The sequence below is a fragment of the Flavilitoribacter nigricans DSM 23189 = NBRC 102662 genome (genome assembly GCF_002646595.1).
In the GTDB taxonomy this organism is placed as follows: Bacteria; Bacteroidota; Bacteroidia; order Chitinophagales; family Saprospiraceae; genus Flavilitoribacter; species Flavilitoribacter nigricans.
Window position 1 is genome coordinate 116,814 of sequence record NZ_PDUD01000040.1, and the last position, 11,719, is coordinate 128,532.

10 protein-coding genes are annotated in these 11,719 nt (G+C 50.7%); 7 read left to right on the forward strand and 3 right to left on the reverse strand.

Translation table 11 applies throughout. The features are described 5' to 3' along the window. Positions 1-18: 18 nt before the first annotated feature. Positions 19-1,857: a T9SS type A sorting domain-containing protein gene (locus CRP01_RS32255; protein ID WP_099154207.1), complete on the reverse strand. Its 1,839-nt coding sequence runs from the start codon at positions 1,855-1,857 to the stop codon at positions 19-21. Positions 1,858-2,141: 284 nt separating this feature from the next. Between CRP01_RS32255 and CRP01_RS32260 the strand changes: the two genes are divergently transcribed. After that, a complete protein-coding gene (locus CRP01_RS32260) occupies positions 2,142-2,456 on the forward strand; it encodes a hypothetical protein (protein WP_099154208.1) in 315 nt (104 codons plus the stop codon). Positions 2,457-2,876: 420 nt separating this feature from the next. After that, the gene (locus CRP01_RS32265) at positions 2,877-3,548 is read left to right on the forward strand and encodes a DUF6089 family protein (protein WP_099154209.1); all 672 of its coding nucleotides are present in this window, start codon (positions 2,877-2,879) and stop codon (positions 3,546-3,548) included. 33 nt (positions 3,549-3,581) lie between these two features. On the opposite strand, the gene CRP01_RS32270 is transcribed toward CRP01_RS32265, so the two are convergent. Then, on the reverse strand, positions 3,582-4,289 hold the full coding sequence (locus tag CRP01_RS32270) for a vWA domain-containing protein (RefSeq protein ID WP_099154210.1): 708 nt from the start codon (positions 4,287-4,289) through the stop codon (positions 3,582-3,584). 423 nt (positions 4,290-4,712) lie between these two features. Here CRP01_RS32270 and CRP01_RS32275 point away from each other — a divergent pair, with 423 nt between their 5' ends. The 3 genes from CRP01_RS32275 (at position 4,713) to CRP01_RS32285 (ending at position 7,745) form a co-directional block, all read left to right on the forward strand. After that, entirely contained in the window at positions 4,713-5,402 is a 690-nt protein-coding gene (locus tag CRP01_RS32275) for a response regulator transcription factor (protein ID WP_099154211.1), read from the forward strand. Positions 5,403-5,405: 3 nt separating this feature from the next. After that, positions 5,406-6,812: a HAMP domain-containing sensor histidine kinase gene (locus CRP01_RS32280; RefSeq protein WP_099154212.1), complete on the forward strand. Its 1,407-nt coding sequence runs from the start codon at positions 5,406-5,408 to the stop codon at positions 6,810-6,812. Between the two features lie 117 nt (positions 6,813-6,929). Continuing rightward, positions 6,930-7,745 carry a universal stress protein gene (locus tag CRP01_RS32285; RefSeq protein WP_099154213.1) on the forward strand — a complete coding sequence of 272 codons (816 nt, stop codon included), beginning with the start codon at positions 6,930-6,932 and terminating at the stop codon, positions 7,743-7,745. A gap of 175 nt (positions 7,746-7,920) precedes the next feature. On the opposite strand, the gene CRP01_RS32290 is transcribed toward CRP01_RS32285, so the two are convergent. Then, positions 7,921-9,708 (reverse strand): FG-GAP-like repeat-containing protein, encoded by a 1,788-nt coding sequence (locus CRP01_RS32290; RefSeq protein ID WP_170110627.1) that lies wholly within the window; start codon positions 9,706-9,708, stop codon positions 7,921-7,923. A 243-nt stretch (positions 9,709-9,951) separates the two neighbouring features. Here CRP01_RS32290 and CRP01_RS32295 point away from each other — a divergent pair, with 243 nt between their 5' ends. Beyond that, the gene (locus CRP01_RS32295) at positions 9,952-11,010 is read left to right on the forward strand and encodes a sensor histidine kinase (RefSeq protein ID WP_099154215.1); all 1,059 of its coding nucleotides are present in this window, start codon (positions 9,952-9,954) and stop codon (positions 11,008-11,010) included. After that, the gene (locus CRP01_RS32300) at positions 11,000-11,665 is read left to right on the forward strand and encodes a LytR/AlgR family response regulator transcription factor (RefSeq protein ID WP_099154216.1); all 666 of its coding nucleotides are present in this window, start codon (positions 11,000-11,002) and stop codon (positions 11,663-11,665) included. The genes CRP01_RS32295 and CRP01_RS32300 overlap by 11 nt, the downstream gene beginning before the upstream one ends. Positions 11,666-11,719: the final 54 nt, after the last annotated feature.

The window sequence follows — 11,719 nt, forward strand, 5'->3', positions numbered from 1 at the left end:
TGATGGTTCTCCTGTCCGTTAACGCTGGATCATGATCCTTTTTGACCAGCTTTGGCCACCGTCCTGTTCCAATTTCACAAAATAGAGACCGCCCGCCAGATCGGGTTGGCTAACCTGAAAACCGGTAGCTCCTTTTTCGACCGCTTCCCGCAGAAATTCCCGGCCGAATGCATCCAGGAATCTCAACTCGCCGGGCTTTTCCAGAGGGGTAGAAAAATCCAAACGGAAATGGCCCCGGCTGGGGTTCGGAAATACCCGGAAAGCCAGTTTGTTGGGTTCCGACTCGTGTACGGGAGTGGTGATGCTTTCGGAAGCCGTGATGTAGACCGGATTTCCGTTGAGCGGGACCGAGCCCGCGTCGGCGTAATCTACAGCCTGACTTTTACTGTAGTGCCAGGGCCTGATCTCTACTTCTCCGGTCAGTACTCCGTCCGGAAAATCGTAGCGGAAAGAGGCGCTTTCACTTTCATCCTTGGTGGTTTTGGCCCAAAGCACGAAAACCGGATCCCTGCCTTCACGGACAAAAGCAGCTCCCCTTACTTTTCCCGAAAGTTCGAGCGCTTCGGTCAGTCGGCTGTCGTAGGCATATCCTTTGGTCAGTCGGCTCAGGGTGCGGTTGGCGATGGCCGATTCGTGGGCCGGAGCGTCGTTAAAGGCGTGATGTTTCAGCGAGCCGTACAGCCCCATCAGTTCAAATTCACTGCCGGCCCATTCCTCTTTGGTGTGATCGCCAAGCTGATACCAGTGCACCTGGGCCAGTCCGGCCTTTTGCCCCATAACGGCCGTTTTAACAAAATAATTACGCTGAAAAGCGTCACTGCCGTAGTAGTTGAATCCCCGGCGCGGCACGTTGGTTTCGGTGATCAGCCAGACCTTTTCCGGATACTTTTGCCCGTTGTAGCCGTAGGCGTCCAGTACGCCGGCAAAGTCCTGCTTTTTTTCCAGTACCCGGTCTACCGCCTTATCGGAATTCCTTTCGTAAACGAAGCCTCCGGCGTCATTGCTCCACTGTCGCATCTGGCCGTCAATGTGGGGGTAAACGTGATAACTCATGGCGTCAAACCAGGCGCCACCGAGGTGCGGATATTCCTCCGAAACCCGGCCTCCATCGGGGTTGTCGGTGTGCCGAAGAATGAGATCCAGAAAGCCCGGGCTACCCAAACCTCCAACGGCCACGTAATCATCGGGAGCGAACCGTTTGACCACTTCGTAGGTGATTCGTAACATGCGTACGTAATGTTGGATGGGCGCGCGCAATTTAAAATCACAGGGATCCGGCACATTGTCAAACCAGTTGCCTTCGTACTCCCGGGTTTTCCAACCATTGCCGGAGTAGTCTTCGTCCGGCTCGTTCATAACTTCCCAGAAGCGCACCTGCTTGTCGTAGATCTTGACCAGATTGTAGACGTAGAGCGCATAAATGTTCTCGTCATTGACGGGTGTACCGTTGGCCCCGTCGTCCCAGATGGGACTGAACATGTTCCGGAAGGCCTGGGAGGGTTCTCCGGGGCAGTGTTGGGTGCGGTCGCGATGCGCATCAGACGGATGCCCGATAAACAGTACGTTTTCGTCGGAACCCAGGTGAGCGTAGTACTCGAAGGCTTCTTTCCGAATGTCGTAATCGTAAAATTCCAGGAAATGATCGGGCAGGGTAAGTCGCAAACTGTTGATGCCCGCGCCGGGCTGCCCCAATGCGGGATCGCCTACGGAAATAGCCGCCAGCTGTTCGTCGGTCCAGCCTTGGTAATAGCCGAAATTAACGCCGGTTCGAAAGCCGCCACGGTAGGATCTCACTTCCTGATTGGCGGTAAAATTGATCTGGGAAAAACAGAGGACTGCACAGAGCAGACCAGTCATTGTAAGGGTTAAACGGAGCATAAGGGATGAATCTATAGAGTGAATTAATCAAGTGTAATCACCTTGATGCTCAGCTATAAAATAGGGGGTATGAAATTTTGAAAGCTATAACCCCACCACCCGATCAAATATTGCCTGCCGGTCAAATGTTTTTTCTTTTTTTTCTAAAAAATCGAACATTACCCGCCTTAGTTAGGATTGAATAGACAGTATTATCCCCAAATAACCTCCTCTGCATATCCCAAAGCGTACTACTCATTTCAATTTCATAAAACATTAACAAAATGGACAAAAGAATCTTAATCGGTGCCGGAGTCGGCCTCGTTCTCGGATTGATCGAAATGTTTTTATTCACCCAGGGTAACGGAGGTATTCTCTGGCTGATCATGGGCGTTGTGGCTGGTGCCGCGATTGGTTTTGCCAGTACCCGCCCCTTCGGTATCAATTTCCTGGTACTGAGTTTTCTGATCGGCTTGGTATTATATCTGGTCGTTGCTGCTAATACGGGGCAATACCTGGATGATATTCTTACCGGTGGCATCACCGGACTACTGATCGGGCTCGGAGTGAAATACATGGCCCGTACCGAAGTTGCTTAGGCTTTTTCGGGATTGATTTACGACTAATTTCCACCTTTAACTCCTGAAAGATTACCACAGATCTTCTCCGCTGCCGATTACCGGGTCGAAAGGATAATATCCGGCCCGGATGACGACAGCGGAGAATTTGTGGGAATGGAATGAAACTACAATTCGTCTTATCCGTAGAAAATCTTACCAGGAGATGACTACACCACATCTCGGTATTTAAGGAAATCCGGAAACTGATCGGGGAAAGCAGTGCCGCCGGGAATTCAGAGACAGCAAACACAGCCAGTTATTCAAATTACCCAATACCAGCTGCCTGAGCACCAGAACCGGCCATCAGCTTCCCAATCCAGCATCCAATTCCACCTCAGTTTCTGAACCAGCTGATCGAAACGATCAGATCTACAGCTCAACCGTAAATCAGTCCTCAAAATGAAGAACTTTACACTTACACTGTTATTTGGGATCTCTGCCGTCTTTTTGCTTCCCGCTCAATCAAATCTTTTTGAAGGTGGTCTTTTTCTGGGTGGCTCTACCATTGGCGGCGACCTCGTCAGGTCGGACTTCGGATCCGTCAACCAGATCAGCCTCGCCTACGGCCTTATGTTGCGCTATTACGTGGATCCCAATGTAGCGATCCGCCTGAACGCACTACAGACCAAGTTGAGATCGCAGTCTCAGCAATTCGATAACTTTGGCAGCTATACCCTACGCTCCGAAACTCCGGTAACCGAGATCACCATCGACGGAGAATACGATTTTCTGGGGCACCGACGCAACTGGCTGACCAAAACCGGCGGGATTTCCGGCTATGTATTCCTCGGGATCGGCATTGCGCTGACCGATCCGATGCTTTTCTATAATTACGAAAGCGAAAAACTTGCTGCTGATGAAAATGCCGATGTATCCGATACCCGGGTCGTCATGCCCTTCGGAGGCGGGATGCGTTGGAGTTTTTCCGACCGGGGTTCTCTGGTGCTGGAACTAAGTATTCGCCCGGCTTTTTCCGATTACCTGGACGGGATCAGTATTGCCGGCAACCCGGGAAGAAATGACTGGTACGGGTTCGGAGGATTTCAGTTCTGGTACAAGCTCGTCGATTAAGCTTATCCCATTCTTTACCCGTAAGACCTGCATTCAAAGGCAGTTCGTGATCCGTTCAAAAAACTCGACCAACAAAGGATACTGTTCGTAAAAGAAGAAAGATTCTTTGTCACTGGCCATTTTTTGCATATGGCGGATAGAAGCACGCCGGACATCTTCACTGAAGCGGTTCTGGAATGGCGATAAACGGCCGGTATACAAGGTAAAGACGTGTACGGGATCGATCTCGTCGTCAATCGAACCGGCCTTGATCCGATCCATATTGATCAGGTCGGCCTGGAAGCCGTAGCCTCTCGAATGCGCGTGGGGATCTCCGTCGGAGACCAACACGAAATATTTCGGTATGCTGGAAAGGGAATGGCGCTGGAATTCGCGATTGGCCAGATCAATGGCCGCGTGAATGTCCGTGGCGTACACGGTCCTGGGTATGGCTAATTCCTCCAGCGCAGCTTCCAGTTTCCCAGTCTCTCCCGTCAGCGGAAGTACCACCTCAGCTCCCCGGTTAAAAGTAATGATCCCGATCTTCAGATTGGTCTCACTCAGTTCAAAGGTGCCGGTAAGCGCGTGCAGTACCGTTTGGATCTCGCCCAAATACGCCCTTTCACTACCGGAAAAATCCAGCGCGATGATCAGGTTCATGGGGCAGGATGGCTGTACGCGCCGGACCTGGGCGGGAAGCGCTTGTACAAACATAACAATGGCAGTCAGAAGAAAAGCGGATCGGAGCAATTTACGGAGCATACCAACATGATTTTGGGTGGCATTCGGACAGGGCTGTTCCTACCAAATATATGTTATTTCGTGATAAATTACTTGTTTTCAATCCGGTAGATTTTTAATTCCGTGCAGTTGGTCGCTGCTATTACAATCCGTTACCGTTTAATCCGGGAACCCGGACATCCGGGCCGAAAAAAGTTTTGCCGGCAGCTTCCTGGCGGTCGCAGCCAATTGCTTACCATCGGAAATCGTACACCAGGACCGGTTTCCTCCCGAATTTCCCGTGTTTTCGATGAATTTATCATGGAATTTTGACGTACATCCTCCCAGCTTCTCCTATTTTTACGACTATACCCGACGCAAAGTGGATTGATCCGAACGGTGATTATTCCGTCAGGACTCCTCCAACTTTACGTCAGGATAATCAACCGATCGATAAGTCGAGCTATGAAATACCTGCTGGTGATCGAGGACGAACAAAATGTAGCTGCTTTCATCCAAAAAGGACTCCGGGAAGAAGGCTACGAGGTATTACTGGCGTACGATGGGGCAGCCGGTCTGGAACTATTGCAACAACATCCGGTGGACCTGGTTATTCTGGATCTCATCCTGCCCGGCACCAACGGGCTGGAGGTTTGCCGGCAGATCCGTTCGGGAGAACACTCGGAAATACCGGTATTAATGCTTACGGCGCTGGGCTCCACGGAGAATGTTGTCAGCGGACTGGATAGTGGAGCGGATGACTACCTGACCAAACCTTTCAAATTTAAGGAATTGCTCGCCCGGATCCGGGCATTGCTGCGGCGCCGGGACCGAACGGAACTTCCTTCCCGGATGCTTTCGATCGCCGACCTGGTACTGGATCGCGACACCAAGGTTGCTACCCGTTCCGGCCGGGAGATCAAGTTGACGGCCACTGAATACCGCCTACTGGAATATTTTATGAAAAACCCACGCCGGGTGCTGTCCCGGATCGACTTACTGGAAAACGTGTGGGATATCAATTTTGACATGGGCACCAATGTCGTCGACGTCTACGTGAATTACCTGCGCAATAAAATGGACAAAGGTTTTCCCAGTAAACTGATCCACACCGTGATTGGAATGGGCTACATCCTGAAAGAAGAAAAGGCATAAGGCATGAAGATCCGAGATAAAATCACCCTGATCTTTACTTTGCTGACGGGCTCTCTACTGCTCTTCATTTTCATCTTCATTTATTTTTTCTCCTATCGCTATGCTGAAAACGAATCTTATCTCCGGCTCCGGGACCGGACCCGCATTGCCGCCCAGGCCTACCTGGAGCGCGACGAACTGTCTGCTGTCGCTTACGACAGGCTGCTGACCCAGCACCAGCAAATTATTCCCGGAGAAAAAGAACTGATCCTCCCCGTAGACACCACCCAGCGCGAGCTGTTGTACGACGCCAGTGCCCTTAACTACCCGGATGAATTTTTCAACCGCATTTTTGAACAACATTACGGTCAGATTAAAATCGGCAGTGTCTATCACACCGGTATTCTTTATCCGGATAATTCGGGAAATTACATCGTGATCGTTTCGGCCCGGGATCAGGCCGGGTCGGCGGAAATGCGGCGATTGCTCAACATCCTCATTCTTTCCTTTCTGCTGGGGCTGGTATTGACCTATTTCGTCGGCACTTTTTATTCCGACCGGGTGCTGCGGCCGATCTCGGCCATTACGGACCGCGCCAATGAGATCAGCGCCACCAACCTGCACCTTCGTTTGCTCACCAGTAATACCAAAGACGAACTCAATGAGTTGGCGACTACTTTTAACCATATGCTGGATCGCTTGGAAACCTCTTTCGAAACCCAAAATAATTTCATCAATAATGCCTCCCACGAGCTGCGCAATCCACTGACGGCCATTCTCGGCGAAACAGAGATCGCTCTGAATAAGGATCGTTCCGGCGGGGAATATCGCCAGTCTCTGGAAACGGTGCAGAACGAAGCCCAACGGCTGGATCTGCTGGTAAAAAGCCTGCTGAAGCTGGCGCAGACCGGTCTGGAGGACAAACGGCTCATCATCGCTCCTTTGCGGATCGACGAGTTGCTCATCCAGGTCAAACAACAACTGGATACCGTTCAGCCCGGCAATCAGGTTAAAATTGATTTTTCCGGGCTGCCGGAAGAGTCGGATTATCTGCTGGTGCAGGGAAATGAAAGCCTGCTGACGGTAGCACTCAACAATATTCTGGACAATGCCTGCAAATTCTCCGAGAACCAGGAGGTCATCGTCAGGATCAGGGCCGGTAAAAAAAGTGCAAGTATTGAAGTATCGGACCGGGGCGTGGGCATCCCGGAAGAAGATATACGCAAGATCACCGAGCCTTTTTACCGGGCCGATAACGCCCGGGCATTCCGTGGTTTCGGGGTAGGATTACCGCTGGCCAGCAAGATCATCAAGATCCACGGCGGCACTACAAATATTACGTCCAGGGTCGGCCAAGGGACGCAGGTCACCGTAGAATTCCCCAATTACCGCCTGCACAACAGACGAAAGATCGATGTGTCCATCATTTAAGCGCCCGGTAATCTATTTCTAATCCCATTCTAATCTCGCTCTTAGATCGTTCTTAAAAGGCACGCCTACTTTTCGGTCGTATTCAGCATTCTATTCGATTTACGGAAGATAACGACCATGAAAAAAGTCCTATTACCGACGAATTTTTCCAAAAAAGCCCGCAATGCAGCTCGCTATGCCATGCAGCTTTTTCGCGAGGATCAGCCTAAGTTTCACCTGCTGAATGCTTACGATCTACCGGCCTGGTCGACAGTGGTACAGATTTCCGCGCTTCAGGGCGGCATTGGCGTAAAGGCCAAAAAATCACTGATCGAAGATCAGCACCGGTTTACGAAAGAGGTAAGCATTTACGGGGCATCGTTTACTACGGCAACCGAGTTTGGAAAAGCTTCGAGGGTTATCCTGGGTTACGCCAACCGGCACCAGGTTGACTACGTGGTAATGGGAACCCAGGGTGGTAATAATTACCGCAAGTTCTTCTCGGGCAGCAATACCCAGGAGGTGCTGCGCAAGGCCCAGTGTCCGATCATTGCCATTCCGGAACGGGCTCGTTATCAGACCCCAAAAAACATTTTATTCATACCCGACCCGAACGCTACCATCAATACGGAACGTTTGGGTCCACTGGTGGAGATCACTGAAAAATTCGATTCGCAGATCATCGTCCTGAACCTGATCAACCGATTTTCGGTGGGAAAAACCGAGCAACACCTGAAAGATCTCAAAAAACAGTTGGGTGATTCTTTCCATTCCTTTCACCTCCTGTCGGAACATAATATCGAGGAAGGTCTGGATAAATTCCTGGATAACAATGACGTAGATCTTCTGGTGTTGCAGGGTAAAAATAATTTTCTGAATAATATGTTTCGCTCCTGGAATTCCCGCAAATCGCCTTCTTTCTCAAAACGACCTCTGCTGGCGATTCGCAATTGACCAGCCCGGGACTGGGTGACAAGGTGACTGGGTGACAAGGTGACTGGGTAATGGGGTGACTTGGGGATCAGGAGATAGGGAGACTGTTCATGCTTTTTTCTCTGTTTCTCCGAATCTTTCTGGCTCTCTTCCTCCCACTTTGAAAATATGTCCACTGGTCTGGCAAAAGCAGCGGTCAGGGAATGACCAGTTTTCGGCTCAGCAGCTTATCCTCCACGATCAGGGACAGCTGATAAACACCGGGGCTCAGCTTTATTTCCGAAAGTGATAATGATTGGCGATTCGTCCCGGCAGTCAGCTGCACGGCGGATCGCCACAACGAGCGGCCCCTCAGGTCCAGCAATCGCAACTCACCGTCCAGGACGGACTGTTTTAAACGGAAGACGATCTGCAGGCTGTCTGCCGTTCGATCCAGGGGATTAGGAAAGATCTCCATGTCCACTCCTTCTAGAATAAAATTGCTTACGGCCGTGGGAACGGCGCTTTCTACGAGTTGGAGTTGTTGGTCCACCGGCAGGTCTTCCAGTAAGGTTTTTCCACCGGCCGGCCATTCCACGATCAGCGTATCGATCTTTTCAGCTCCCTTCAAACCGAAATGCAGGATCATACTGTTCTGCCCCGCGTAACCGGATTGGGCGGCAACTTCCCGCATTTGCCACACGGGCTGACCGTCAATACCGGCCCGGACCCGCACCTTCGCGCCCAAAGCGTTGAAACCGCTTTCTTTACCTTCCAGCTTTACTTTCAGCCAGTGATGATCATTGCCCAGGTTGCGCAAAAGCGTATTGGGGCGTTCGCTGTCCGTTTCATTATTACGACAATTGGCGGCCAGCAGGTCCAGAGATCCGTCATTATCAATATCTCCCCAGGCGATGCCGAAGGAACAAATATTCAGGTTGACCGATAATAGCTCCGTAACTTCTTTGAAACTGCCGTCTCCCTGATTTTCGTAGAGAACGTTTTGCATATTACCATTGCAGAATCCGTTGGCGATGGCCAGGTCGAGATCACCGTCATTGTCGTAGTCCCCAAAGGCCGAACCAAAGGTGCATCCATCGTATTTGGCGACCGGGTCGTCCATTATTTCCCCGAAACTATCGCCGAAATTCCGGTACAGCTGATTCCGCTGGCCACTGAAAAAGCCCGAGTTGCCCACAAACAGATCCTGATCACCGTCATTGTCGATATCTCCCCAGGAAGCCGTCATACTACTCATCTCCCCCACCACGATGCTTCCGCGCGAAAATCGTTCGAAATTGCCGTTACCCAGTGCCAGATAGAGGTCATTGGGCGCGTCGCTTTCGTTGGCCACGAAAAGATCGACGAGTCCGTCGTTGTTGGCGTCCGTCCAGATGGCGGCCCGGCTCAATCGCTGGTCCTTCACCAGTGGATGATCCGTGATCCGTTCGAAGGATCCATTCCGCAGATTGCGGTACAGATAATTGGTTTTGGAACCACCGCTGTTGGTTATATAGATATCCGGCCAGCCGTCCCCGTCAAAATCACCGATGGCCGCGGTTTCGGCGTAGGAACCTGGTACGATCCCGGCCGATCCGCGGTAATTCAGCTGTCCGTTCCCGTCGTTCAGATACAGCAGGTCTTCGGCGCCGTACCAGGAGGAAATGATCCCGTCGATGTGACCGTCATTATTGAGATCGGCAAAACTCGCACCGTCGGACGGATTGCTCGCCTGTACGATCTCCATGGTTTCATTCTGGGTAAAGGTGCCGTCTCCGTTGTTCAGATACAAGAGATCGCGCTGACCTCCCTTCAATCCGTTGGAAATGTAAATATCTTCCCAACCGTCCTTATTCAGGTCGAGGAAGTTGACGCTCCGGCTATCCGAGTTAGTACTGGTGATCCGGCCCGGTACCTTTTCAAAAATCTGTGCCCGGAGCTTAATGCATCCAAGGCACAGAACGACTGTAAAAAGAATCAAACTGGTTTTTAATGGTCTGCTCAAATCCATATTTTTTATACCGGCGACTACTGCAGCCGGAAAGGGTAAGCAATAGTAATTACGCTACCAAGATCTCCCGCGCTATCGGGATTTTTTCAAAATTGATACGGCATACAGCTTGCCAGTGACCGGAAACGCTTAAATGAGGAGGAAGGACATTTGGGCGTAGGAAACTGCAGTTCGTCCTCATTTCGGAGTCGTTCTTATCTGTCCGGTCGTTTATTTGAAATTTTTACTGACCTTTGAATGGTGTCAGTACGAATACTACAGCATATTCTGTTTTGGTCGTGTTTTGTGGCGCTTTACGCCATTAAGAACATGTTGTTCGCGGGCCCGTCGGATCTTGCCTACCCACCCGTGGAGCGCTTTTTTCGCTTTTTGCTCAGCGAGCTGGCCTTTTTGCCGTGGAAGATCATTCCCTTTTATTTTCTGTTTTACTATCTCATTCCCAATTATTTCCGGCAGCGGAAATATGTGGTTTCCTTACTTTATTTTATCGGCGTACTGATCGTTTGTCTATACGGCTACCGCTCGATGGTAACACCACTGTCCGGCCTGCTCTACGGGGAAACACCGGATTTTAATGTCTATAGTGCCGAACGACTCTTGTACACCCTCACGGACATCATTCCGGCTCTGGGCCTGGCCGCAACGGCTAAGCTACTGAAAGGCAGACTCGCCTTTCAGCGGAAAGAGGAGGCGCTTCGCCAGGAAAAACAAATCGCGGAACTCAATTTTCTAAAAGCGCAGACCAATCCGCACTTTCTTTTTAATACGCTGAATAATCTCTACGGGCTGGCTCGTAAAAATGACCGGCATACCGCGCCTTCCATCCTGAAACTGTCGAACATCATGCGCTATATTCTACACGAATGCAGCGCTTCGAGTATTCCCCTGGCCAACGAAATAAAGATCATCGAAGATTACATCGAGCTGGAGCGGCTGCGTTACAACGACCGCCTGCGGGTTCAATTTGAGCGACAGATCGATGATCCCCAGCATCCGGTGGCTCCACTCATTTTACTGGCTTTTGTGGAAAATGCGTTCAAGCACGGTGCTGGAGAAGCCCGATTCGGGATCGATATCGATATTGCACTGCAGCTGCAAAGCGGTCAACTGGATTTTCAAATTACCAATCCCTGTGAGGGCGAAGCAGCCGAATTCCTCACCAAAGGTACCGGACTCAGTAATGTCTGCCGGCAACTGGAGCTCATTTATCCGGATCGCCACCAGCTTGAGATCCGGCCGGAAGCCGGGAAATTCTCCGTATATTTAAGCATAGATCTTCGCCAACATGAAGGATGACGTCAAACTCAGCTGCCTGATCATCGAGGACGAACCCATCGCCGCGGAAGTCCTGGAAGATTACGTACAACAGGTTCCCTTTCTGGAGCTGAAAGGGGTGTGTACCGACGCCCTGTTTGCGCTGGATCGCCTGCGGGAAGAGCCTATCGACGTCATTTTTCTGGACATTCACCTACCGAAACTCAAAGGATTGGATCTGTTGAAGATCCTGAAACATCCGCCCCAAACCATTCTGACCACGGCCTATCACCAATACGCCCTCGACGCCTTTGAAGCCGACGTCGTCGACTATCTGATGAAACCCATTGAGTTTTCCCGTTTTATGAAAGCCGTAAACAAGTTGAAAAGGCAGGCTGTACCTGCACAAAGGCCAGCACCCCTGGCGATCTCGGAAACTTCAGGCCAGCGCCCCTTCCGCTTTTTCAACGTCAACAAGAAAATGGTCCGGGTCTTTTACGATGAGGTCTATTTCATCGAAAGCCTGAAAGATTATTCCCGGATCTGGCTGCAGGGAGATTCGCTCGTTACGCGCGGTCAGATCGGCGAGATGGAAGACCTGTTTCGGGACCACGGCTTCCTGCGCATCCATCTAAGAATCAAAATTCGAAATTTCGCGCAAACTCAAAACGAAACATTCACTTATTTTAGCTTTTAATAGTACTCAATTTTATACCTTTTCCCAGCCAATTTAAGCTTATTGATCATCGCT

Bases quoted from the DNA above. Each gene is read 5' to 3' on its own strand.
- CRP01_RS32295 (WP_099154215.1), top strand. From the start codon at position 9,952: ATGGTGTCAGTACGAATACTACAGCATATTCTGTTTTGGTCGTGTTTT.
- CRP01_RS32285 (WP_099154213.1), top strand. From the start codon at position 6,930: ATGAAAAAAGTCCTATTACCGACGAATTTTTCCAAAAAAGCCCGCAAT.
- CRP01_RS32265 (WP_099154209.1), top strand. From the start codon at position 2,877: ATGAAGAACTTTACACTTACACTGTTATTTGGGATCTCTGCCGTCTTT.
- CRP01_RS32300 (WP_099154216.1), top strand. From the start codon at position 11,000: ATGAAGGATGACGTCAAACTCAGCTGCCTGATCATCGAGGACGAACCC.
- CRP01_RS32260 (WP_099154208.1), top strand. From the start codon at position 2,142: ATGGACAAAAGAATCTTAATCGGTGCCGGAGTCGGCCTCGTTCTCGGA.
- CRP01_RS32280 (WP_099154212.1), top strand. From the start codon at position 5,406: ATGAAGATCCGAGATAAAATCACCCTGATCTTTACTTTGCTGACGGGC.
- CRP01_RS32255 (WP_099154207.1), bottom strand. From the start codon at position 1,857: ATGACTGGTCTGCTCTGTGCAGTCCTCTGTTTTTCCCAGATCAATTTT.
- CRP01_RS32270 (WP_099154210.1), bottom strand. From the start codon at position 4,289: ATGCTCCGTAAATTGCTCCGATCCGCTTTTCTTCTGACTGCCATTGTT.
- CRP01_RS32275 (WP_099154211.1), top strand. From the start codon at position 4,713: ATGAAATACCTGCTGGTGATCGAGGACGAACAAAATGTAGCTGCTTTC.